This window comes from Shewanella sp. SM69 (assembly GCF_025653985.1).
In the GTDB taxonomy this organism is placed as follows: Bacteria; Pseudomonadota; Gammaproteobacteria; order Enterobacterales; family Shewanellaceae; genus Shewanella; species Shewanella oncorhynchi.
Window position 1 is genome coordinate 15,058 of record NZ_JAKKRV010000014.1, and the last position, 25,375, is coordinate 40,432.

The following is a 25,375-nucleotide window of genomic DNA, read 5'->3' on the forward strand; positions in this document are numbered from 1 at the left end:
ATGTAGATTTATTCGAGCGGCTTTATCTGAGTGACGGTTGAAATCACTTGTCCATGGCGCAAGCGGGTCTGCAAACTATCACCTATGGCCAGTTTATCAGCAGAGTCGACCACTTGATTGTGGATGTCAGTGGTAATGCTGTAACCACGGCTTAAAGTGGCAAGCGGACTGACGGTTTCGAGTTGATGGGCCGCGTATTTTATCCGCTGTTCACTTTGGCTGAGTTTGTCCTGCAATGCATCCTGTAAGCGGCTCGCAAGATAACTTAAGCGGTTACCCTCAATGGCGAGTTTATGCTTGGGAGATTGCTGTTCAAGGCGGCTTGCGAGCAACTGCTGACGGCGGCTGAGCAGATGCAAGCGATTCGACAGCGCGGACTCTAGTCGTAATTGCATCTCATCGAATCTTTGTTCGAACTGCTGCAAAGTCCGTTTAGGGTCTTGGCGTTGCAGTCTGTGCTCTAGCAAACTAAGTCGTCTTTCTTGTTTAAGCTGATAATGTTTCGCGCTTTGTTGCAGGCGCGATAAGGCTGTGGCGAGTTTTTGCGCCTTATTATCACTGTCTTGTGATAATAGCTCCGCGCCCGCAGAGGGTGTTGGGGCGCGGATATCAGCAACATAATCACTGATAGTCGTATCAACCTCGTGGCCGACGGCGCTGACAATGGGCAGGGCGCTGTTATAAATCGTGTGGGCGAGGGCTTCGCTGTTAAAACACCACAAATCCTCAAGCGAACCGCCGCCGCGGGTGAGCAGTAATACATCGACTTCTAAACGTTGGTTGGCGATATTGATTGCCTGACAAATACTCTGCGCCGCGGTTTCGCCCTGAACTTGGGTCGGATAGATAATGACTTCAATCGAAGGATCGCGCCTTGCCAATACATGTAAAACATCACGGATCGCCGCACCCGTAGGTGACGTAATAACGCCAATGCGTTGAATATTTTTGGGTAGCAATCTTTTGGTGTCGGCGGCGAATAAGCCTTCGGCTGCGAGCTTCATCTTGAGTGCATCGAACTGCTGGGCGAGTAATCCATCCCCAGCGGGCAGCATGGACTCAATTAATAATTGATAGTCGCCTCTGGGTTCATAAACGCTGATCGCGCCTTTGACCAGCACTTGCTGACCATTGATGGGCTTAAAGCTGACCGTTTGGTTACGGCCCTTAAACATGGCGCAACGGATCTGCGAAGAGTGGTCTTTTAAGGTGAGATACCAATGCCCTGAGCTGGGGGAGGAAAAGTTGGATATTTCGCCATTGAGCCAGATTTTACCCAGTTGCCCCTCGAGGATTTGCCTGACTTCACCATTGAGCCGCGAGACAGTATAAATGTTGTTTTTGGTGCCTTGCATCGAATAACTCAATAAAATGGGGATATTTACTATTTTCCATTTACCTGTGGCGATATGCAAGGTATAATCCCGCCGCAATATTTCACCTCTAAATCCTACTCAACTGGGGAGATGTTGCATATGCTACGTTTAATTAAAGAAGCGCTTACTTTTGACGATGTGTTGCTTGTTCCTGCGCATTCGACTGTACTCCCAAATACCGCCATTCTAAAAACTCGCCTGACCAATACCATTGAATTGAATATCCCACTAGTGTCTGCCGCTATGGACACAGTTACCGAAGCTCGTCTTGCGATCGCGATGGCGCAGGAAGGCGGCTTAGGCTTTATTCATAAAAACATGAGCATTGAAAAACAAGCCGAAGAAGTTCGTAAAGTAAAAATTTACGAAGCGGGCGTGGTTCAACAACCTGTAACTGTGACGCCATCAACGACCTTAGCCGATCTGAAAGTGTTAACACTGAAGAATGGTTTTGCGGGTTATCCCGTGGTCAACGAAGCCAACGAGCTGGTTGGTATCATCACTGGCCGTGACGTACGTTTCGTGACAGATTGGAGCAAAACGGTAGAAGAAGTGATGACGCCTAAAGCGCGTTTAGTCACTGTTGCCGAAGGCACTAAATTAGATGAAGTGCAAAAATTGATGCACTCACATCGTATCGAAAAAGTTCTTGTGGTTGATGATAACTATAAGCTGAAAGGCCTCATTACAGTTAAAGACTTCGAAAAAGCCGAACGTAAACCGAATGCCTGTAAAGATGAGTTAGGCCGTTTACGTGTTGGTGCCGCCGTAGGTGCGGGCGCTGGTAATGAAGAGCGTGTTGACGCTCTGGTTAAAGCCGGTGTTGACGTTTTACTTATCGATTCTTCCCATGGCCATTCCGAAGGCGTTTTACAACGCATTCGTGAAACTCGCGCTAAACATCCTGATTTGCAAATCATTGGCGGTAACGTTGCCACGGCTGAAGGTGCATTAGCCTTAGTCGAAGCGGGTGTTAACGCAGTTAAAGTGGGTATTGGCCCTGGTTCTATCTGTACGACTCGTATCGTGACTGGCGTGGGCGTACCACAAATTACCGCGGTATCCGATGCCGCTGCAGCCATGAAGAGCCTAGGTATTCCTGTGATTGCCGACGGCGGCATTCGTTTCTCTGGCGATTTAGCCAAAGCATTAGCGGCGGGTGCATCTTGCATCATGGCGGGCTCAATGTTTGCGGGAACTGAGGAAGCACCAGGTGAAACTGAGTTATATCAAGGCCGTGCGTATAAATCCTACCGTGGTATGGGTTCTTTAGGCGCTATGTCTCAAGGCTCATCTGACCGTTATTTCCAATCCGATAATGCTGCCGATAAGTTAGTCCCCGAAGGTGTAGAGGCGCGCGTGCCTTACAAAGGCAAGTTGAAGGAAATCATCCATCAACATATGGGCGGTCTGCGTTCATGCATGGGCTTAACGGGTTGTGCCACCATTCTAGAACTGAATGAAAAAGCCCAATTTGTGAAAGTGACTTCAGCAGGCATGGGCGAGTCCCACGTGCACGATGTGACTATCACTAAAGAAGCGCCGAACTATCGTTCAGGTTCTTAATCGTTTGATAAGAGGGGGCGGCAATAAGCCGCCCCTTTGTAAAGCGTGTGATCCAATACTCAAGGCTGGCCCTCGCCGCGTTGAGCAATGTTAAAACAATAGATGAGATAAAGGTTACCCATGAGCGATATTCATGAGCACAAGATACTGATCCTCGATTTTGGATCTCAGTACACTCAACTGATTGCCCGTCGTATCCGTGAAATCGGCGTTTACTGTGAATTATGGGCTTGGGACGTAACAGAAGCCCAAATCCGCGAATTTGCCCCGAACGGCATTATTCTTGCGGGCGGACCAGAAAGTGTCACGGCTGAAAACTCGCCGCGTGCGCCTGAATACGTCTTTACCGCAGGTGTGCCGGTACTGGGCATTTGTTACGGCATGCAGACTATGTCTGAGCAGTTGGGCGGTAAAGTGATCCAAGGTGTGGGCGAAGGTGAATTCGGCTACGCTCAAATTGAAATGCTGACAGATTCATTGCTATTCAAAGGCATCGAAGATGCCGTTAGTAGCGAAGGCAAACCCTTACTCGACGTATGGATGAGCCACGGTGATAAAGTGTCGGCTATTCCTGAAGGGTTTGTGGCGGTCGCTAAAACAGACACTTGCCCATTTGCCGCTATGGCAAACGAAGAAAAGCAATTCTTCGGCGTACAGTTCCACCCAGAAGTGACCCACACTCGCCAAGGTATGCGCATGTTATCGCACTTTGCCTTAGACATTTGTGGCTGTGCAGCCAACTGGAAACCCTCCTCTATCATTGAAGATGCGATTGAGCGCTTGAAGAAGCAAATCGGTGATGATGAAGTGATTTTAGGATTATCGGGCGGTGTTGATTCTTCGGTTGTGGCTATGCTGCTACACCGCGCTATCGGCAAAAAACTGACCTGCGTATTCGTTGATAACGGTTTATTACGTTTGAATGAAGCCGAGCAAGTGATGGAAATGTTTGGCGATCATTTCGGCCTGAATATTATTCACGTTGATGCGGAAAACCGTTTCCTCGATGCGATGAAAGGCGAAGCCGATCCAGAGGCTAAGCGTAAGATCATCGGCCGCGTATTCGTGGAAATTTTCGATGAAGAATCGAAAAAATGCGCCAATGCCAAATGGTTAGCGCAAGGCACGATTTATCCAGACGTGATTGAATCTGCCGGCAGTGCCACAGGCAAAGCCCATGTGATTAAATCTCACCATAACGTTGGCGGTTTGCCAGCCGATATGGCGCTCGGTTTAGTCGAGCCTCTGCGTGAACTGTTCAAAGATGAAGTGCGTAAAATTGGTCTTGAGTTAGGCCTACCATACAACATGCTATATCGTCACCCGTTCCCAGGACCAGGTCTTGGTGTGCGCGTATTAGGTGAAGTGAAAAAAGAATACTGTGACTTGCTGCGCCGCGCCGATGCTATCTTCATCGAAGAACTGCATAAAGCCGACTTATACAATAAAGTCAGTCAAGCCTTTACTGTGTTCTTACCAGTACGCTCTGTTGGCGTGATGGGTGATGGCCGTAAATACGATTGGGTGGTGTCATTGCGCGCCGTCGAAACAATCGATTTTATGACGGCCCATTGGGCACATCTACCCTATGATTTCTTAGGCCGCGTATCAAACCGCATCATCAACGAAGTCGATGGCATTTCCCGCGTAGTTTACGATATCTCTGGCAAGCCGCCAGCGACTATCGAATGGGAATAAGTTAATTATTTGAATTAACGAATAAAAGGCGCCGAGTGCGCCTTTTTTGTTGTTTGATGGATTAACTTAGGTTGAATGGCTCAGCCGTGAAATATCTGTGCTTGACTGATATAATCCGGCTTTATTTTTTGCTAAAAGAGATAAGGTGTAAGTGGTGCAAACGCAACAAGACGAACAATCTCAGCAAGATGAACATTGGATGCAAGTCGCGATGCTGATGGCCGAGAAAGCTGAAGCTGAGGGCGAAGTACCTGTGGGTGCGGTATTGGTCAAAGACGGTCAGCAGATTGCGACGGGTTACAATTTATCCATTAGCCAGCACGATCCTAGCGCCCATGCGGAAATTTTATGTTTGCGGGAAGCGGGGCGTTTGGTCGAAAACTATCGTCTTTTAGATGCGACTTTATATGTCACCCTCGAGCCTTGCGCTATGTGTGCGGGCGCTATGGTGCATAGCAGAATTGCTCGTGTGGTATTTGGCGCACGGGATGAAAAAACGGGTGCAGCGGGTACTGTGGTGAATTTATTGCAACATCCGGCGTTTAATCACCAAGTTGAAGTCACATCAGGGGTGCTGGCCGATGCTTGTAGCGCGCAATTGAGTCGTTTTTTTAAACGTCGCAGGGAAGAGAAAAAAGCCCTGAAACAGGCTCAAAAGGCGCAGCAAGCTATTGGTAAGTGACGATTAACGTGACAGAATTAATCCTGAGACTGAATAAAAGTAAAGAAGAGTTTTTGACGATTTAAAATACGGCGATGACGAATTTTTAGCAAAGTACGACGACGCGCAACGGTATTGTTGATGGTTTTTCTTCTCATATTGACCCCATTAATTGTTATTATCGATGCCCTACAGAGATTTATCTTAGGTCATAACCCAAGACAGTAGCAGTTGCACAGGAGTGCAGCAATAGCACTGGTCAGATAAGCTGAACTAAGCGATGTTTTTCATCGCAAATTTGAGTTAGGTTGATAAACCTTAATTCAGCTTGCCTGTTGCTTAGTATCTGACCTTGTTGAAGACATCTACGTACATCTTGAGTTTTTATGTTGGTGTTCTTGTTACGTAAAACTCTGTACTTGATATATAAGAAGTGAGTTGTTGGATTGTCGTTTGGCCCATGCACCTGAGCGCTAATGAGTTAAGCTATTTAGGTTGATCAGGACTTAACGTTCCTGCTGGAAGTACGGGTTCTTCCGCAGTAAGGTCGCTCGAGTCATCATCGGGGTCGGGTTGTTTCGACTGATTATCCACCCAGACTAGCGTGTCATAGTAGCGACGGATGCTGTCGACGTAATGAACGGCTTCACTGCCTCGGGCGTAACCATAACGTGTTTTTTGATAATATTTACGCTTTTGCAGTAGCGGTAGTACCTTTTTTAAATCTCGCCAAGCATTGGGATTTAACTCCATCGATTCCGCAAGCTTACGTGCATCTTCAATATGGGCATATCCTATGTTGTAAGAGGCCAGCGCAAACCACATGCGTTGACTCTCGGGGATCGATTCTGGCAGGCGATTGATCATATCGTTCAAATACGCCGCGCCGCCGCGAATACTTTCTTCGGCATCGAGTCGGTTGGTGATCCCAATCTCTTTGGCGGTTGGTTGAGTCAACATCATCATGCCACGCACTCCTGTGGCCGAGCGGGCATTAGGATTCCAATGTGATTCTTGATAGCTGGTTGCTGCCAGTTTACGCCAATCTAAATTGCCTGCATGGGTTTCAAATAATTGTCGATAACGCGGCAATACTGTCTCAATGGCACGGATAAATGCGCGAGTATCGATATAATCGAAGCGTTTTACATGACCAAAGTATTTCTCGTTGAGATGATCCAGCGTACCGGCAAGCTTCTCTTGGTGCCAAAAGGCCAGCAATTTACTCATAAGTTCATCACTGTGAGTGGGAGGTAATAGCCAGATCACATCGAGTTTTTCTTCTAGCACAGGGCCTGAGCGTAGGTCGGGCAGGTAGCGACGGTTGATCTGTACGCTGCTGGAGTCGGCGATAGTGTAGTCAATTTCTTTGTTGGCAATCATAGCCAACAACTCTTCACTGTCTTTGTCGGTAATTTGATCCCACACCAGCGTTGGATAATGCTTTTGCAACTGGGTCAAGGTCTCGACGAAGGAAGAGTCGGCGATAACGGTGATCTTGCCTTTTAAGTCGCTGATGTCTTTTGGGGTTGGCATGCCTTCGCGATACACCAACACTTGATTCACCCGGTATAGCGGTGGACCTAAGCGGAACTGTTCTCGCCTTGTGGGCGTTTCTGTCATGCCTGCAGCAATAATATCGATTTCATTCTTTTTGAGGGCTTCGTACAACTCGATACGGTTTGTGTAGGGCACCATTTTTAAGGGCACATTTAAGTATTCGGCAAACAATACCGCCATATCGTAATCGAAACCGCTATCACCTTGGCCCGAGGTCATATAAATCTGTGGGCCGTAAAGTGTACCGACTCTTAGCTCAGTTAACTTTTTTGGCACGAATTCTGTTTCGTCCACGGTCACCTGCTGACAGGCAGTCAGTAGGAAACCTAAGATAAGAGCGAACAGAAATCGAGTCATTAAATGTACTTATAGTAAATAAAATCAATATTATAGATAGCGAGTTAACAGTGGGGCATTAGTGGTGAACTAGCTGACATTGGTGGGATTATATCCGTTTGTCTGCGATTTCGAAAAAAAATCATTCTGGGGGAAAGTACAGCCGACACAATACTGGGCTTTTTATATCACAGGAAACACTGTTTTGCGTAAGGTCGCAGGTGATTTGTGACAGACATTTCCTTATAATAGCGCCACCTCTGACCCCTGCAATAATAAATAATAAGGTGAATAGACGTGATGGAGATCATCCGCGGAGCCCCTGCACTCTCGACGTTTAGGGTGCAAAAGCTGATGGAGGCCTGCGAAAACGCGGCGCTTCCGGTACGCCAAATCTATGCTGAGTATGTCCATTTAGCGGATTTGAGCGAGTTGCTCGACACAAATGAACGCCAGCAACTTGAAAAAATTCTCACCTATGGACCTGCGATAGAAGCTCATATCCCCCAAGGTTCACTCCTGTTTGTCACTCCTCGCCCCGGTACTATTTCTCCTTGGTCTTCAAAAGCCACTGACATCGCGCACAATTGTGGCCTTGGTAAAGTGAAGCGTTTGGAGCGAGGCGTTGCGTATTATGTCGAGTCAGATGCACTGACAGCGCCTCAGCAACAAGCTTTAAATGCGTTGCTGCACGATCGCATGGTTGAAATTATCCTCGATGATTTTACCAAAGCCGATGTGCTGTTCAAACGCACTGAGCCTGCGCCGTTTAAGAGCGTCAATATTCTTGGGGAAGGTCGCCGCGCACTTGAAGTGGCTAACACTACATTGGGCCTTGCCTTAGCCGAAGATGAAATCGACTATTTAGTCGAGAACTTCGTCCGTTTAGGTCGTAATCCCCATGACATCGAATTGATGATGTTTGCTCAGGCGAACTCTGAGCATTGTCGTCATAAGATTTTTAATGCAGATTGGACCATTGACGGTGAAGTTCAGCCTAAGTCACTGTTCAAGATGATCAAGAACACCTTTGAAACCACGCCTGATCACGTGTTATCTGCCTACAAAGATAACGCTGCTGTGATGGAAGGTTCGGTTGCGGGTCGTTTCTTCCCCGATCCTGATGGGGTATACAACTACCACACTGAACCAATGCACATCCTGATGAAAGTGGAAACCCACAACCATCCAACCGCCATCAGCCCCTATCCTGGCGCTGCAACCGGTTCAGGTGGTGAAATTCGTGATGAAGGCGCGACGGGTCGTGGTTCTAAACCTAAAGCGGGTTTAACAGGCTTTAGTGTATCCAATTTAAAAATCCCGGGTTTTGTTCAACCATGGGAAGGTAACTATGGCAAGCCAGAGCGAATCGTGAGCGCGCTGGATATCATGACCGAAGGACCACTCGGCGGCGCGGCATTTAACAACGAGTTTGGTCGTCCGGCACTGGTCGGTTATTTCCGTACCTATGAGCAGGAAGTCAGCAGCCACAACGGCGTTGAAGTCCGTGGTTACCACAAGCCTATTATGCTAGCCGGTGGTTTAGGTAACATTCGTGAAGAACACGTACAAAAGGGCGAAATTACTGTTGGCGCTAAGCTGATTGTGCTCGGTGGCCCTGCGATGAACATAGGTCTGGGCGGCGGCGCCGCTTCGTCTATGGCATCGGGTCAATCGAGTGAAGACTTAGATTTTGCTTCTGTGCAACGTGAAAACCCAGAAATGGAACGTCGTTGTCAGGAAGTGATTGACCGCTGTTGGCAGCTTGGCGATAAAAACCCGATCCAATTTATCCACGATGTGGGCGCGGGCGGTTTGTCGAACGCTTTCCCTGAACTCGTGAATGACGGCGAGCGTGGCGGTTTATTCAATCTGCGTAACGTGCCTTCGGATGAGCTTGGCATGAGCCCGCTGGAAATCTGGTGTAACGAATCACAAGAGCGTTATGTGATGTCAGTTGCCCCTGAAAACCTCGCACTATTTACTGCCATCTGTGAGCGTGAGCGCGCGCCTTTTGCGGTTGTGGGTGAAGCGACGGCAGAGAAACATTTAACGCTTAGCGATAGCCATTTCGACAATAATCCTATCGATTTACCGCTCGAAGTCTTATTAGGCAAAGCGCCTAAGATGAGCCGCGATGTGGTATCGGCCAAAGCCGTATCGCCAGCGCTCGAACAAAACAAGATTGATGTTAAAGAAGCGGTTAAACGCGTACTGAGCTTGCCTACAGTTGCGGATAAAACCTTCCTTATCACTATTGGCGATCGCACAGTCACGGGTTTAGTGAACCGTGACCAAATGGTGGGTCCATGGCAAGTGCCTGTGGCCGATTGCGCTGTGACTGCGGCAAGCTTTGATACCTACGCCGGTGAAGCTATGTCACTGGGTGAACGTACACCGCTGGCACTGCTTGATTTTGGCGCCTCTGCCCGTATGGCTGTGGCTGAATCAATCATGAATATCGCTGGTGCCGATATCGGTTCATTTAAGCGTATTAAGCTTTCTGCCAACTGGATGTCTGCCGCGGGTCACCCAGGTGAAGATGCGGGTCTTTATGAAGCGGTGAAAGCCGTAGGTGAAGAACTGTGTCCAGAGCTCTGCCTGACCATTCCGGTCGGTAAAGACTCTATGTCGATGAAGACCGCATGGCAACAAGATGGCGCGGATAAAACCGTGACCTCACCTATGTCATTGGTCATTACCGCCTTTGGTGTGGTGCAAGATATTCGCAATACAGTGACGCCAGAGCTACGCACAGATAAAGGCGAAACGTCTTTACTGTTAGTGGATTTAGGTGCGGGCAAAAATCGTTTAGGCGGTTCTTGTTTAGCTCAAGTGTTTGGTGAGCTGGGTGATATTGCGCCGGATCTTGACGATGCTTCACTGCTGCGCGGTTTCTTCGAAACCATGCAAAATCTGGTGGCTAAGAAGTCGGTTATCGCTTACCACGACCGTAGCGACGGTGGTTTATTCACTACCTTAGTGGAAATGGCTTTTGCTGGTAATACAGGTTTAGACATAGATGTAGAAGACTTGCAGGGCACTGATTTAGAACGACTCTTTAATGAAGAGCTCGGCGCTGTACTGCAAGTGAGCCGTGACAATGCTGCGAAAATTGCCGCTCAGTTCGCTATCGCTGGCGTGCCTTGCCATGTGATCGGAACTCTAGCCGACGATCAACGCATCACTATTAAAGATGGCGCGCGTGAAATCTTCAGTGATACCCGTGTAGCGCTGCGTACTGTGTGGTCAGAAACCACGTATCGTATGCAAGCTCTGCGTGATAACCCAGCGTGCGCGCTTGAAGAGTTCAAACTTAAGCAAGACGAAACCGATTTAGGCTTAACCGTTAACTTAAGTTTTGATCCAAGCACTGATGTTGCCGCGCCTTATATTCTTAAGGGCGCTGCGCCTAAGATGGCGATTTTGCGTGAGCAGGGCGTTAACTCCCACGTAGAAATGGCCGCTGCTTTTGATCGTGCCGGATTTGAAAGCCGCGACGTACACATGTCGGATATTTTATCTGGCCGTATCAGCCTAGGTGAGTTTCAAGGCCTAGTGGCCTGTGGTGGCTTCTCCTACGGTGACGTATTAGGCGCAGGTGAAGGTTGGGCTAAGTCGATTCTGTTTAATGAGCGCGCTCGTGATGAGTTTTCACGTTTCTTTGAACGTGACTCAAGCTTTGCCCTTGGCGTGTGTAACGGTTGTCAAATGCTGTCGAACCTGAAAGAAATTATCCCAGGTAGCGAGCACTGGCCACGTTTTGTGCGTAACCGCTCGGAGCGTTTCGAAGCGCGTTTCAGCTTAGTTGAAGTGCAACAGAGCCCGTCGTTATTCTTCCAAGGTATGGCCGGTTCACGTATGCCCATTGCTGTATCTCACGGTGAAGGTTTGGCTGAGTTTGCTAGCCCTGAAGCGCTGGCGATTGCCGAAGCGTCAGGCACGATTGCGCTGCGTTTTGTCAATGGTAAAGGTGATATCGCGACTCAGTATCCACAAAACCCGAACGGCTCGCCAAATGGCTTGACTGGGATTTGTACCACAGATGGCCGCGTAACCTTGATGATGCCGCACCCAGAACGTGTGTTCAGAACTGTGGCGAACTCTTGGCATCCAGATGCTTGGGGTGAAGATAGCCCTTGGATGCGTATGTTCCGTAATGCACGAGTGACCTTAGGTTAAGCGTTTAAAGTCAACGGCTTTTGCCTTTGTTGAGGGGCAAAAGCAGGTTAATGAAAGCGTAAAAAAGGAGCGATAATTTCGCTCCTTTTTTTATATATAAAATGCATTTTATGGAAGTGATTGTATTTCAAATTATTAACGCTTATTGCAAATAATCTAATGGACTAAAGTGGCAAAATAGCCACTTTAATCGGTAAATACCTATTAATAGGTATGTTGCGCATTTGATACGGGGCGTGGTGTTTTATGGGGTTCTGGAGTTGTTGGGGGATGCTAGGGTCTTAATATAGAAAAAGCCCCCAATCTCAGGGAGATGGGGGCCCGTTTTGCGCTAACAAAACTTCACATAAATGCAATTAATTTCACGAGTAATTCTGGGGATTATTTCAGCTCATTAGCTGTATAAAGTTCAACAAAAACACGCTTGTAGCTGTTAACCAGACGTTCAAATAATTTAGTCATATCGATATCTCCACACCAAAAGTTAGTACCTATGTGCGCGAAGTTGGTCTTGGCTGGGCTACGACACCAGTTCTACCAAATTGTCTCCTTAACACAGGACATATATTAAACAACTTAGGTTAGCTTCTCAAACGAGAAAAAATACAAATATTCATTATTAAAACTAATGTATTTTAGAGTGTGTTATTGTGATTTTTTATATTTATATGTATTTATATTTGATTTTAAAGGTTTTAAATTATAGGACACTTAAATTTGTGACAATATTTTTTAGTTAATTTGTTGCAACATTATTTATTTGTTGGTTTTTTGATGATTAGAGCTTATTTTTGCTGCCTAGTTAGTGAAAGTATGACTTTATATCAATTAATGGTTGCTCACTACTCTTGTTTTTATCGATTGTCAATCCTCTCTGGTGGGGAAGTGTGTGCCTCACCGCAAAACCCACCTAAACCCCTGAGTTTGATTGATTTGCATCAAAGCGAGGTGGTATAAAATAGCCACAAATGAAAATGAATAAATATCTTAACTATCTGATATTTATATCGATGAAATCATTTGATTGAGTTGAGTGGTAGGGTGTCGGTCTCAGTTACTTGTGATAGTGTGACTCGCGTCTCAATATGCAACAGATATTGGTACTTTTTAGCCCTTGCTGCTTCGAACTAATGCAAAAGATTAAATTTAACGGTTTATACTGTTGTCGCAGATATAAACACAAAATGAAAACTCACTATCCTACAAAGGCACTTGCTGTGATTGACGCGGGTTATGTCATAGCAATTGGACGCACCAAGTAAGGAGTCACCGATGATTGTTGAAGAGGTTGTTGAGCTATCGCGGTTGCAGTTTGCGCTGACAGCCATGTATCACTTCCTATTTGTTCCCTTGACTTTGGGGTTGGCATTTTTGCTGGCTATCATGGAATCACTGTATGTGATGACTGATAAACAAATTTATAAAGATATGACTAAGTTCTGGGGTAAGTTATTTGGTATTAACTTTGCCTTGGGGGTTACCACAGGTTTGGCAATGGAATTCCAGTTTGGTACTAACTGGTCTTACTATTCGCATTACGTAGGGGACATCTTTGGTGCGCCTCTGGCTATTGAAGGTTTAATGGCCTTCTTCCTTGAATCTACCTTCGTGGGTATGTTCTTCTTCGGTTGGGATCGTTTCACTAAGCGTCAGCATTTAGTCGTGACTTGGTTAGTGGCCTTTGGTTCTAACATGTCGGCATTGTGGATCCTAGTGGCAAACGGTTGGATGCAAAACCCTGTGGGTTCAGTGTTCAACTACGAAACCATGCGTATGGAAATGACCAGCTTCGCTGAAGTTGTGTTTAACCCTGTCGCGCAGGTTAAGTTTGTTCACACCGTCGCTTCGGGTTATGTGGCGGGTGCCATGTTTGTACTGGCGATCAGTGCTTATTACATCCTCAAGAAACGTGACTTACCTTTTGCTCGTCGCTCATTCGCGATTGCGGCAAGCTTTGGTATGGCGGCGATTCTGTCGGTTATCGTGTTAGGTGACGAATCTGGCTATAAAGTGGGTGAAGCACAGCGCGTTAAGTTAGCAGCGATTGAAGCTGAGTGGCATACAGAGCCTGCTCCAGCGGCCTTTACTGCTGTCGGTTTTCCGAATCAAGAAACCATGAAAACAGATTTTGCAGTCAAAATTCCTTATGCGATGGGTATAGTGGCAACACGCTCGTTGGATGAAGAAGTGATTGGTATTCATGACTTGATTGCTGAGCATGAAGTGCGTATCCGTAACGGTATGAAAGCCTATGCCATGCTAGTGAAACTGCGTGCGGGTGAAGAAACGCCTGAACTACGTGCTGCTTTTGAAGAAGCGAAAGTCGACTTAGGCTACGGTTTCTTACTGAAACGCTACACAGACAAAGTGGTCGATGCGACTGAAGAGCAAATTAAAGCAGCAGCTAAAGATTCTATCCCGAACGTAGCACCGATTTTCTGGAGCTTCCGTGTGATGGTAGGTCTAGGCTTTATCATGTTGTTCGTATTTGCTGCGGCATTCTGGCAAAGCACACGTCATCAAATCGCCGAGAAAAAATGGGTACTTAAAGCTGCACTTTATAGCTTGCCATTGCCTTGGATCGCGATTGAGTGTGGTTGGTTTGTGGCTGAGTATGGTCGTCAACCTTGGACGATTTCTGAGGTACTACCGACCTTTATGTCTGCGTCAAGCTTAACGACTGGCGACTTATGGTTCAGTATCCTTTCTATCACCTTGTTCTACACTGTACTGCTGGTGATTGAGATGTTCTTGATGTTTAAGTTTGCCCGCATTGGTCCGAGCAGTTTGAAAACTGGTCGTTATCATTTCGAGAACCTAGAAGCCTAAGCAGAGGATTTCATTATGTTTGATTATGAAATATTAAGAGTTATCTGGTGGGCTCTGATCGGCGTACTGTTCATCGGATTTGCGGTTACTGATGGTTTTGACATGGGTGTCGGTGCGTTACTGCCAATTATAGGCAAAGACGATACTGAGCGCCGTATCATGGTTAACACTATTGCTCCCCATTGGGACGGCAACCAAGTGTGGTTAATCACAGCAGGCGGTGCGTTATTTGCCGCTTGGCCTATGGTGTATGCAGTGTCTTTCTCTGGCTTCTATGTCGCCATGATGTTAGTGCTGTTTGCCCTCTACATGCGTCCAGTCGGATTCGATTATCGTTCTAAAATCGAAAATCCAAAGTGGCGTAAGTCATGGGATTGGGCCTTGTTTGCCGGTGGTTTTGTGCCACCGCTGATCATAGGCGTGGCCTTTGGTAACTTGTTGCAAGGTGTGCCTTTTGAATTCGACGAGTTCCTACGTGCGACTTATCACGGTGGTCTGTTCGGCCTGTTGAATCCTTTCGGTTTGCTGGCAGGTCTTGTGAGCGTGAGCATGTTTATGATGCAAGGCGCTTCTTGGCTACAAATGAAGACTGACAGTGAGCTGCGTGTTCGTGCTGCGAAAGCCACGCAATTCTTCGCATTGTTAGTGGCTGTGTTGTTTGCTGCTGCGGGTGTGTGGTTAGCCAATGGTATTGATGGTTATGTAGTGACTTCAGTACTGGACCATAATGCAGTTTCTAACCCAGCCATGAAAACCGTCGCAATTGAAGCGGGTGCTTGGCTTGCCAACTATGACAAATACCCCATCACTATGCTGTTCCCTATCTTAGGTGTGGCATTGCCTCTGCTAGTGATTTTGGTTAGCCGCTTTAACCGTTCAGGTTTTGCGTTCCTATTCAGCTCACTCACAGTGGCTATGGTGATTTTGACTTGCGGTGCAGCAATGTTCCCATTCGTCATGCCATCATCACTTAACCCTAACGTCAGTTTGACTATGTGGGATGCAACAGCCAGTAAAATGACCTTAGGTGTTATGACTGCTGCTGCAGCGATTTTCGTACCTATAGTGTTGAGCTACACTGTCTGGACTTACTACAAGATGTTTGGCCGTATCGGCCGTAAGCATATTGAAGATAACAAAGCCTCACTCTATTAGGCATTAAGGAGCATCTGCTATGTGGTATTTTACGTGGATATTAGGGGTTTTGTTGGCCTGTTCTTTTGGGATTATCAATGCCCTGTGGCTTGAGAATACAGAGAACATGGACAGATCGGCAGAAGATGCCGAGTAACGTCTAAACTCGATTTAAAAACCTCGCATCAGCGGGGTTTTTTATTGGGATTTTTTGATGGGCTGAGGTTATTTTAGTTTGAAGTAGAGCTGCGTTATCGTATTAGGCCAAGCAGTTAACTTCGCTGCAGAGTGGTGATGTAACTGCAGCGAATAGGTCTGATATCATTGTTTTTTGATTGTGCTCTCTGCAGATGCTTGCTCTGCATGGCTTAAGATATTTTTCTCCATTACTCCATTACTCCATTACTCCTTTACGTCAGGAGCCTAAATTAAAGTCCCATTTCTTAAATGTGGCTCCTATCGTTTTGATGTACTGCTGTTATAAAAAATGCCGCCCAGTTAGGGCGACATTTAACGTTTGATAAAGCACTAACTCTGTATCTAACCTGAACTCGGGATAACGAGTGTCGAAAAATCTAAATTTAAAAAATAAAATCAATGGTATAAAATTATTCGTTTAAAGCGAAAAATCTATTTCCTGACTGAATGCGCAGATTTTTGCGCATATCAAGGCGCTCTGTCGTACGCCATAGCGAGCTATGGTTAGACAGAGCAACGCAGAGAGGCCCGAAAAGATGCCTATTCAGCGGCTCTGCTTATCCCGAGCTCAGGTTATCTAAGTCCGTATTTGAGTTATGCCTTAAACTGGCTTATTTGGCGTTTTAAGGCGGCGGCTAAGGAAGACAGTTCATTGGCAGAATGCACTGTTTCAGTGGCACGGTGCTCGCCTTCGTTAGCGAGTTCGCTGATCTGATGCAAATTGTGGGTTATCTCTTGTGCAACACTGCTTTGCTGCTCAGTAGCCGAGGCTATATTGCGTGAGCTAATCGCGAGTTCGCCAATCCTACGGGTGATTTCCTTCAGTTGTTCACCCGTTGCTTCACCCTGTGTTGCAGATTCCATTCCTAATTGATGACTTTGGCTCATTTGTTCTGTGGTGCTTTTCACTTGAGTTTGCAGCTTTTCAATCGTTTGGCCAATTTCTACAATGGATGACTGGGTCCGCTGGGCGAGAGTTCTCACCTCATCGGCAACGACGGCAAAGCCTCGACCTTGATCGCCTGCGCGCGCTGCTTCAATTGCTGCATTTAATGCGAGTAAATTAGTTTGCTCGGCAATGCTGTTAATGACTTCGGTCACCTTGCTGATCGCTTCACTTTCATGGCTGACTTTTTCAACCGATTGATGACTGTTGCTGAGTTGCTGACTGAGTTTGAGTAAATCCTGCACCACTTTAGTCTGTTGGTTTTGACCTTCTTTGGCTGCGGCATCCACTTGCTGGCTTTGAACTGCGCCATCTTGGGCATGATTAGCCACATCACGGATCGAGGTCGACATTTCTTCGATGGCAGTTGCGATTTGATCCGTTTGTAGCATTAGGGCTTGAGCTTCTTCACCATTTTGCTTCGCGATGCTCTGTGCCTTGGAGGCTTGTTGCTCTAGACTCATGACTGAATCCTGCAATGCAATAATCAATTGCCTGAGCTCTGAGGACATAGTTGATACGCTGGTCGTGATTCGATCCACTTCGTTTTGACTCTGTGGTTCTGATGGCGCTAAGTGATGGCTAAAATCGCCACTGCCTAAATTTTCCATATGCACTTGGAGGGCATGCAAAGGTTTGAGTGCGCGAATTAAGACAACTGATAATAGCGCTGTGATCAGCGCGATCCCTGTGATAGCAACGATGGCGTTGATGGTGAGCAATTGCATACTTTCTTCATTAAGCTCACTTGCTTTGACTTGACCCACTAGCACCCAATTCCAGCCTGTTACGGTTTGGCTATAAGCAAACATTGGCTCATTTTTACTATTGCTGTAATGGGATTCCGCATCATTTTGGGTGGCATACGCAACACTTAAGCCATCAAGCATACTTTCGGTGATGATGTCACCTGCGTTGAACTTAGGATGGGCGACTAACACATTGTCTGCTTTGCGTACTAATAGAAAATGGCCACTTTCTTCTAAGGTGATTCTGTTAACTGCTTCTTGTAATTGTTTTAAGGAACTGGTGATGTCGAAACCAATATATAAGATACCAATGACTTTGCCCTGTGTGTCTTTCACTGGACGATAGACTGTCATGTAGTCTTTGCCGAAAAGTTTGGCATAACCTTCGTATTCATTACCGCTGAGCAGCACTTGATAGCCTGGATGTGTTTTGCCAAGGGAAGTACCTAGTGCACGGCTGCCATCGGCTTTTTTGAGCGAAGTCGAAACTCGCATAAAGTCATCGCCATCACGTACGAATACCGTAGCGGTACCGCCAGTTAGATTAGCAAAACGATCGACTTTACTTTTTGATGAGTTCACTTGTTCTTGTTCATGCATTAGGGCTGGAGAGCCTACTCCCATCACATTGACAGTTTTATTTTGCAGACTAAATTGTCCAGGATACATTTCCTTAAAAACATCGGCGTTGCGTCTCGCAAGCTGCAGAAGACTATCGTACTGCAGCTCTAACATGTCTGAAACTGCACGCATTTCAGATTTCATGGCACTGATACCTTTATCTTCTAATACATTTGAAGCGGCTTTATAGGAGACGGTACTCAGTACGCCAAAGATGAGAAGAGTGAGAATAAACGCGAGGGCGCCAATTTGTTTTGCAATAGGCCAATTTTTATAATTCATCGTAAGATCCTATAGGTAACGGTTACATCAATGTAGCCTAAGTTTTACTCTGTAGTCTTGATGTGGGTCTAAAACTTCTGCAATTTTAAACTCATTTCGTTGATATTTTTGCAGTTTTAGACTTGGACTCATCAGCTTATTTTGCAGAAATGTTAGCAGATAACATGCCCAAGTACTGGCTGTATTCTGAAGGTATAGACTAAGCTGCTTAAGGTGAATGGAGTTCATAGTGTTAGAACCACATTATAGGAGAAGTGAATATGCTAGGTGAGAATCATGCGTTGGTTTATGAGTTTCCTGATTTTGTCGATCAAATTAAGCATTTAAAAGTCAATAATACTGCCTTTGCGACCATGGCTAGTCGTTACCATGAGCTCGATAATAAAATTAGGGCGCTGGAGTTAACAAAAGTGCCCACCGCCGATGAGCACTTTTTAGCGTTAAAATTAGAGCGATTAAACCTTAAAGATAAACTGTACCAATATCTAGTTCATGATGCGATTTGAGCTTGAATCGCGGATGGGGTGTTCGCCGTACGGGTTTTCATCAGCAGCAAATACATCGTTGGAACCCATACCAGAGAAAGTAAAGTCGTCAGCAGGGTGCCGCCCGCGATAGCAATGGCAAAGGGAGGCCAAAACCCGCCGCCAGCAATGATGAGCGGAATAAAACCGCCCACGGTGGTAATAGTTGTTGAGCTGATATGACGGCCACAGCTGCTGACGGTAGAGACTATGGTTTCCATATCGCCGAGCCGAGCGCTCGGCATATCTTCTAGTTCGGCCAAGATCACAATCGCAGCGTTAATGGCAAGTCCCATTAATCCAAGCAGTCCTATGATGACCGGGAATCCAAAGGGATAACCAAATACAAACACGGCTAATAGGCCAAGTCCTGCTGATTGTATCGCGCTCAATAGAATAATCGCCGTGAGCCTAAAGGAGTTAAATGACAACACCACAGTGGCTAATAACAAGGTGACGACCAACATCATATTGGACAGTAAATTACCTACTGCTTCGTTACGCTTAGCGCTTTCCCCACCGATTTCAATGCGATAACCCGATGGCAACGGTAATTGAGCCACTTTATCTTTAACATCATTAAGCACTTGAGCAGGTAATACCCCACTGACGATGTAGGCTTCTATGGTATTAACCCTTTGGCCGTTGCGCCTTGGAATGGCGCCGCGGCTCACTTGCACTTCGTTGTGGGCGAGGGCGGATAATGCAACAGACTCACCCGAAGGTGTCATTAATTGAATTTCAGAAAGGCGGCTCACCTGCTCGCGACTGTCATCAGCAAGGCGAACTCGTACGGGTAAGGATTCTGTTTGCTCAAGCACGCTACCACCGATAACGCCTGTGGTTGACATTTGGATCTGTTTGGCAATGTCCGTCAGGCTTAACCCACTCATTAGACTGGCATCTTCATTTACCTGTAGCCACAGCTTAGGTGCACCGGCACTTAAGGTTGCACGTGTGTGAAGTACGTCCGGCGTTTGCGCGAGAATATTACGAACGTCGTCGCCCAATGATCGCAAAGTATCTAGATTCGGGCCGAAGATCATTAACTCCACTGGCGCATTAAAGGGCGGGCCTTGCTCGAGTTTTCGAACTAGTACTTGCGCTTCGGGAAAAGCGCTATCAAATTGCTGTTGTAATTCGGGGATTAACTCATTGGCACGCTCAAAGTCAGTCACTTTTACCATGGCCTGTGCATAGTTAGTCGCCCCTTGTTGGCGCTGCGTCAGGTTGTAATAAAATGAGGGCGTATTACCGCCCACCACCCAATCGACTTGAGTGATCCCTGTGACTGCGTGGAGTTTTTTATCCATCAACTGCACTTGGTTCAAGGTGTTTTCTAAACTCACATGGGGCGCAAGATAAATTTCAATTTGGAACATGTCCCTGTCCGATGGCGGAAAGAATTGCTCTGTCATCTTACCCGAGGCGAAAAACCCTAATACTGGTGTAATGCCGATAAGCAGCGCGCTAACGATAGGGCGTTTAAGGGCAATTCTCAGGCTCGCTTGAAAATATTGGCTCACTAGCGGGAGGTTGATCCCGTGTTGATACCAGACATCCTGTTTACCTTCATGACTAAAACGTCCCGCGAGCCCTGCAATTAACGTATGGGAAATCACGTAAGAGCCCAGCAGCGCAAACATCACTGACATGGCAATGCCACCGACAAATTCCCCCGCAGCACCGGGCATGAGTACTATGGGCGCAAAAGCCAAAATAGTGGTGATAGTCGATCCCGCTAAGGGCAGCCAAAGGTGGTGTAAGGTTTCGCTCACTGCGGCTAAACGGCTCATTCCTTGCTGACGCCTTTGTGATATGGCATCGACAATCACTATCGCATTGTCCACCATGATCCCAAGGGCGACGACGAGTCCTGTCACCGACATTTGATGTATCGGCAGACCGATATATTTCATGCAGGCCAAGGTAAACAGCGCTGTGAGCGGCAATGAAATCGCCACTATGATGGCGTTTCTTAGGCCTAGAGTGAGGAGTAATACCAGCAAGATGATGACAAATCCTTGCAGCAGGTTAACCACTAGCCCGCCAAGTCGTTCGCTGGTGTAACTGTTTTGCTCGAATAGCCATTGGATCTGGATATTAGCGGGGACGTCGCGATTGAGTTCGTCAACGACGTTATTGACTTGTGCTTGCCAAAGATCAACACGGGTATTATCGATCATTCGCACTGCAACCATTACGCCTTGTTCACCATCGACTAACGCTATGCTATCCGCTGGGGTTTGAGCTTGGCGAGTCACAGTGGCTATGTCGCCGAGGCGAATAATTTGCCCTTGGCTATCAATTTTAAGCGGCACTTGGCGAATACGGGTTAAAGAATCAAGCTCGCCGGATACTTCAACTAAGGCTCGAAATTCACGGTTGTTGATTTCACCGGCAGCAATTTTACTGTCGGCGCCGCTGAGAATATGGGCGATAGACGCAGGAGAGAGCTGTAACTGGCTCATTTTGTTACCATCAAGCTGCACTAGCATTTCTTCGGTTGGGGCGCCGTAAAGTTTGACAAAATCCGTGCCCGATAACAGCCTGAGCCGACTCTGTAATTCTTTTGCGTAGCGGTTGAGCATGTCGACTTGCACGGGCGTATTACTATTCCACACTAAACTTAAGATGGCGGTGTAGGCATAACCAATTTGATCATCGAGTGTGGGAGATTGTATGCCCTCAGGTAAATTAATTTTCGCATCGGCCAATAAATCCCGCGCTCTAGACCATACGGGAGCCGTTTCTTTAACTGTATCTTTCAATTCTAACTGTATAACTGAAATCCCTGGTCGAGAGGTTGATTGGATCAACTTAATTTCTTCCAAACGTCTAAGCTGGTTCTCAATGACTTCAGTCACTAAGGCTTCGACCCGCTCGGCTGAGGCGCCAGGATAAGGGGTGATCACAGAGGCGAAACGGTTAGTTATGTGGGGATCTTCAGTACGCGGTAGGCTCGATACCGCACCAAAGCCTGTGACAAGTAATAGCGCAATAACGAGGCTGACTAAGCGGCCGTTTTCAACAAAGGCTTTAATCATAATTACCTCGTGGCTGCAGCAATGGGAGATACAGTTTGGCCGACGACCAGCTTATGCAGCCCTTGACTTACATAGATTTCATTAGGCTGAATCGCGCCTTGAATGTAGGCCATGTTTTGGGTGGTGTAGAGGATTTCCACATCTCGGCGCTCTATGATGGATTGCTGTTCATCATTTGCGATGACATACAGATTCCATAATCCGCGAATGCCATCCGTCAGTGCGGAAATGGGTACCCAATAGCCCGGTTGTGGGATTTGCTGTTGTTGATGCAGATACGCAATTTCTCCATTGATTACATGGGCATCTTGGGGCAGGCTGATCCTAAGCTGTAGGGTGCGACTGACGGGATTCACTTCGGCGCTGATACCGGCAATTTCGGCGGTAAAGGTTTGGTCTTGCACGCTGACTTGTACTTGCTGTCCGGCGTGAAACTGCTCCGCTAACGCGACAGGTACGCCAATGTAGGCTTCAGGATTGATATTGCCCACTAAGGTGAAAATGGGGCTACCCGCAGCAACCACTTCGCCCAAGTTATGCAGTCTTTGGCTGATGGTGCCGTCGAAAGGCGCCACTAAGATGGATTTATCGAGCTTAAGTTGATTGGCATGCTGTGAGGCAAGTAGGCGGTTTTTCGCCGCGGCTAAGCTATTTAATTGTGAGCGGTTTTCATCTAATAGCTGCTCAGAGACATAACCCGATTTTTTCAATTCTTGATTACGTTTTAGAGTGCTGGTGGCCAGATCAACATCGGCTTGGGTTTGCGCCAGACTCGCCTGGATCTCTTGACGCTCGGCTTCGAGTAGTCGGGTATCGAGAATTGCCAGTATTTGACCTTGCTTCACTTTGATGCCGGAATCGGCCTGTAGTTCGTTTAACTTTCCTGCTAGTTCAAAGCCGACGCCAGTTGTGTTGCCAGCACGGATAGTCCCCGTGAAGGTCTGCTCGTGCTCATAGCTTGGGGTCAGGCTCAACGCTTGGCTTGTGACTGTGGGCAATATGGTTGTCGTGGCGTGTTCAGTGACTTCCTTTTGACAGGCGGATAATGTGACTAAAGCAAACACACAGACGCTGATAGTGCGCCAAGAACGTCGGGCAGTTCGATCCATTTTAAGTGCTTCCGCTGTAAGTTAAACGTTAATGCAATGTAACTAGACTTGCTAGTCTAGTTGCGTGGAACTAGACTGTCTAGTCTATTTTGTGCTTAACTAATGCCAATTTATTATGTCTATCTATTCGAGAGTCGATATGACGCATTCCTCTGAGACGCAGTTACCTCTGAGCCGTAGCGAACAAAAACGTCAGCAAGTGCTTGTAGCTGCTATTGATTTATTTTGTCGTCAAGGGTTTCCCCATACCAGTATGGATGAGGTTGCCAAGCTTGCGGGCGTGTCGAAACAAACCGTCTATTCCCACTACGGCAGCAAAGATGAATTATTTGTTGCTGCAATCGAATCTAAGTGTGTCGGCCATGATCTTAATGATGATTTGTTAAGCGATCCCACTAAGCCTGAATCGGCATTAACTCAGTTTGCCCTGCAGTTTGGGGAGATGATCGTCAGCCCTGAAGCTATTACGGTATTCAAAGCCTGTGTGGCGCAATCCGAAAGTCATCCCGAAGTGTCGCAGTTGTTCTTCGACGCGGGCCCGAAACATATAGTGGGATTATTGGCGGATTATTTAGTGTCAGTAGAAGCCCTAGGGCAATATCACTTCGGTAATGCGCACCATAGTGCGGTGCGTTTATGTTTAATGTTGTTTGGTGAGCTAAAACTCAAATTAGAATTGGGCTTGGCAGCCGATGAACTCGTTGACGATAGAAATGAGTATATTTTGGGTTGTGCAGACATGTTCCTGAAGGCGCATCGGGTTTAATAAAACTTGCACAATATAAAAGTATCATTTTGTATCTCAACATTGAAAGGATGAACCTTTTAGCTTGATAGCGCGTATTATGCGCAAAAAATCTGTTAATAATTTTAAATGCAAGGAGCTGACGTGGCTAATCGAGAACTCTCACCATCGAGCGCAAAACTGCGCCTGCTAAAAAGCGCTGTATTACTGTTGCCGTTAATGAGTTGTGCCGCTATTGCAGCGGATAAACCTTCGCAGGAATACAAGCCTTTTAGATTAAGTGTCGCGCAGATCAGCACCCAGAGTGCCGAGGTTGCCAATGGCAATACCGAGCTTCAAAGGGACAGTTTATTACTGAGTGCAGGGATGAATGTTCCGTTAAATCAGCAATGGTCTTTGGGCTTTCGTGTGGGTTACGACAGGCTGGATTATGATTGGCGCAATATCACGCTCACTGGTGCTAACAATGTCGCACCGCTTTTTGGTACCGACGGGCAGAATTGGGATCATATCAATCGTTACCGTGCCGGAGTATCGTTAAATTATCGCATGGATAAACATTGGGCCTTCTTTTTAGCGCCGCAGATCCAATATGCTTACGCCGATACTGCATCGGCCAGCGAAGCCCAGAGTTACGGTATTGTGGCGTCTGCCATGTATGCATTTGATTCGGGGAATATGATTGGCTTTGGCGTCGCGTATCTTAATGATATCGATGAAGTTCGCACTGTGCCTTATCTCGCTATGCGCTGGCAGATAGATGAACATTGGGCACTCGCCAATCCTTTCCAAGCCGGTTTTAGTGGTCCTGCAGGATTAGAGCTGAGTTATCGATTTAATTCCGATTGGAATGTCGGCTTTGGTAGTTCGCGTCGTACTGAGCGATTCCTTATCGAAGATGATGACACTGTGGTAGAAACGAACGAATGGGTGAGTTATTTACGTGGCGGTTGGCAGGCAACCCCAGCATTAACAGTGAATCTTTACGCCGGTTATTACTTTGATGGTGAGTTAGAAGTGACCGACCAAGCCGCACTTGAAATGGATAGCCAAGGCGCTGCGGCCTTGGATATCGAATTCAAATTCTAACGTTAATGTCAGTTATTTGCCTAGCATGGCCTCTTTGAGGCTTTTCTGGGCTGGCTTGTCACCTAGCCAAATTTTTAACAGTGCTTGACGGAACATTTCACCTTCGATGGTGGCTTGTTCCTGACCATTTTTATAGGCCGTCACGCCGCGGGCTTTATTGGCGACTAAGGTAAATTGGTCACCTTCTTTAATTTCTTCGTTAAACAGCGCCATAAAGGCATCGATTTGCGGTTGAATATCGGCGGTGTTTTCTGCGGTCGCGTGCTCAAAACCTTCAGTGATCGCATCGCGCATTTTTTCTGAGGTGATCATGCCAGAGGTAATATTAAGGCGGATTGCCGCAATCGGAGCATCGATAACCGCTGCTGTGCTACTCAAGGCTGCTGGCAAATACAGACTGCCCACATATAAATCCATAAAGAACTTACTGCGAACGCCCGCGCCATTGAGCTGTAATGCTTGGCTATCTAACGTCACTGTATCGGCGACTTGCACACCTGATACTTCTTTGGCCATTAATGTGTGGGGTAATAACAGCGCGCTTGCTAGGGTAAGCGTGGAGAGTAACTTCATAATACACCTCATTTTTCTATTTTAATTATTGGGTTTAAAGCAGATTTTATGAGTATTTACAGCAGAAAGTTGACCCCCAACTTCTCAAATACTCGGCACCGAAAATGGATGTTAATCTAAAGAAGAGGGGAGAGATAGGCTAATTGTGCC

General features: G+C 46.8%; 16 protein-coding genes. 10 read left to right on the top strand and 6 right to left on the bottom strand.

All coding sequences use genetic code 11. From position 1 onward, the window contains the following. Positions 1 to 8: 8 nt before the first annotated feature. Positions 9 to 1,355 (bottom strand): exodeoxyribonuclease VII large subunit, encoded by a 1,347-nt coding sequence (xseA, locus tag L5M37_RS17280; RefSeq protein ID WP_168824523.1) that lies wholly within the window; start codon positions 1,353 to 1,355, stop codon positions 9 to 11. A gap of 120 nt (positions 1,356 to 1,475) precedes the next feature. Between xseA and guaB the strand changes: the two genes are divergently transcribed. From guaB to tadA, 3 genes are all read left to right on the top strand, one after another. Continuing rightward, a complete protein-coding gene (guaB, locus tag L5M37_RS17285) occupies positions 1,476 to 2,942 on the top strand; it encodes an IMP dehydrogenase (RefSeq protein WP_006085677.1) in 1,467 nt (488 codons plus the stop codon). 120 nt (positions 2,943 to 3,062) lie between these two features. Further along, the gene (gene guaA / locus L5M37_RS17290) at positions 3,063 to 4,640 is read left to right on the top strand and encodes a glutamine-hydrolyzing GMP synthase (RefSeq protein WP_263173080.1); all 1,578 of its coding nucleotides are present in this window, start codon (positions 3,063 to 3,065) and stop codon (positions 4,638 to 4,640) included. Between the two features lie 154 nt (positions 4,641 to 4,794). After that, positions 4,795 to 5,322 (top strand): tRNA adenosine(34) deaminase TadA, encoded by a 528-nt coding sequence (gene tadA, locus L5M37_RS17295; RefSeq protein ID WP_411569072.1) that lies wholly within the window; start codon positions 4,795 to 4,797, stop codon positions 5,320 to 5,322. A 465-nt stretch (positions 5,323 to 5,787) separates the two neighbouring features. On the opposite strand, the gene mltF is transcribed toward tadA, so the two are convergent. Next, the gene (gene mltF, locus L5M37_RS17300) at positions 5,788 to 7,218 is read right to left on the bottom strand and encodes a membrane-bound lytic murein transglycosylase MltF (RefSeq protein ID WP_168824519.1); all 1,431 of its coding nucleotides are present in this window, start codon (positions 7,216 to 7,218) and stop codon (positions 5,788 to 5,790) included. A gap of 279 nt (positions 7,219 to 7,497) precedes the next feature. On the opposite strand from mltF, the gene purL reads away from it, so the two are divergent. From purL to cydX, 4 genes are all read left to right on the top strand, one after another. Next, entirely contained in the window at positions 7,498 to 11,379 is a 3,882-nt protein-coding gene (purL, locus tag L5M37_RS17305) for a phosphoribosylformylglycinamidine synthase (RefSeq protein ID WP_263201430.1), read from the top strand. Positions 11,380 to 12,651: 1,272 nt separating this feature from the next. After that, the gene (locus L5M37_RS17310; protein WP_263201366.1) at positions 12,652 to 14,208 is read left to right on the top strand and encodes a cytochrome ubiquinol oxidase subunit I; all 1,557 of its coding nucleotides are present in this window, start codon (positions 12,652 to 12,654) and stop codon (positions 14,206 to 14,208) included. Between the two features lie 15 nt (positions 14,209 to 14,223). Further along, on the top strand, positions 14,224 to 15,363 hold the full coding sequence (gene cydB, locus L5M37_RS17315; RefSeq protein WP_028761243.1) for a cytochrome d ubiquinol oxidase subunit II: 1,140 nt from the start codon (positions 14,224 to 14,226) through the stop codon (positions 15,361 to 15,363). Between the two features lie 19 nt (positions 15,364 to 15,382). Beyond that, positions 15,383 to 15,499: a cytochrome bd-I oxidase subunit CydX gene (cydX, locus tag L5M37_RS17320; protein WP_011788717.1), complete on the top strand. Its 117-nt coding sequence runs from the start codon at positions 15,383 to 15,385 to the stop codon at positions 15,497 to 15,499. A 635-nt stretch (positions 15,500 to 16,134) separates the two neighbouring features. Here cydX and L5M37_RS17325 read toward each other — a convergent pair. Then, the gene (locus L5M37_RS17325; RefSeq protein WP_212601102.1) at positions 16,135 to 18,138 is read right to left on the bottom strand and encodes a methyl-accepting chemotaxis protein; all 2,004 of its coding nucleotides are present in this window, start codon (positions 18,136 to 18,138) and stop codon (positions 16,135 to 16,137) included. Between the two features lie 260 nt (positions 18,139 to 18,398). On the opposite strand from L5M37_RS17325, the gene L5M37_RS17330 reads away from it, so the two are divergent. Then, positions 18,399 to 18,644 (top strand): YdcH family protein, encoded by a 246-nt coding sequence (locus L5M37_RS17330; protein ID WP_105251903.1) that lies wholly within the window; start codon positions 18,399 to 18,401, stop codon positions 18,642 to 18,644. Here the strand turns inward: L5M37_RS17330 and L5M37_RS17335 are convergent. After that, complete coding sequence (locus tag L5M37_RS17335) at positions 18,629 to 21,709, bottom strand: efflux RND transporter permease subunit (RefSeq protein ID WP_263201368.1); 3,081 nt, start codon at positions 21,707 to 21,709, stop codon at positions 18,629 to 18,631. The genes L5M37_RS17330 and L5M37_RS17335 overlap by 16 nt on opposite strands. 2 nt (positions 21,710 to 21,711) lie before the next feature. Continuing rightward, positions 21,712 to 22,818 carry an efflux RND transporter periplasmic adaptor subunit gene (locus L5M37_RS17340; RefSeq protein ID WP_263201369.1) on the bottom strand — a complete coding sequence of 369 codons (1,107 nt, stop codon included), beginning with the start codon at positions 22,816 to 22,818 and terminating at the stop codon, positions 21,712 to 21,714. Between the two features lie 139 nt (positions 22,819 to 22,957). Between L5M37_RS17340 and L5M37_RS17345 the strand changes: the two genes are divergently transcribed. Both L5M37_RS17345 and L5M37_RS17350 read left to right on the top strand, forming a co-directional pair. Next, positions 22,958 to 23,584 carry a TetR/AcrR family transcriptional regulator gene (locus L5M37_RS17345; protein ID WP_263201371.1) on the top strand — a complete coding sequence of 209 codons (627 nt, stop codon included), beginning with the start codon at positions 22,958 to 22,960 and terminating at the stop codon, positions 23,582 to 23,584. A gap of 123 nt (positions 23,585 to 23,707) precedes the next feature. Further along, a complete protein-coding gene (locus L5M37_RS17350; protein ID WP_259565017.1) occupies positions 23,708 to 24,652 on the top strand; it encodes an autotransporter outer membrane beta-barrel domain-containing protein in 945 nt (314 codons plus the stop codon). 12 nt (positions 24,653 to 24,664) lie between these two features. Here the strand turns inward: L5M37_RS17350 and L5M37_RS17355 are convergent, their stop codons facing one another. Next, a complete protein-coding gene (locus tag L5M37_RS17355) occupies positions 24,665 to 25,225 on the bottom strand; it encodes a chalcone isomerase family protein (RefSeq protein ID WP_006085666.1) in 561 nt (186 codons plus the stop codon). Positions 25,226 to 25,375: the final 150 nt, after the last annotated feature.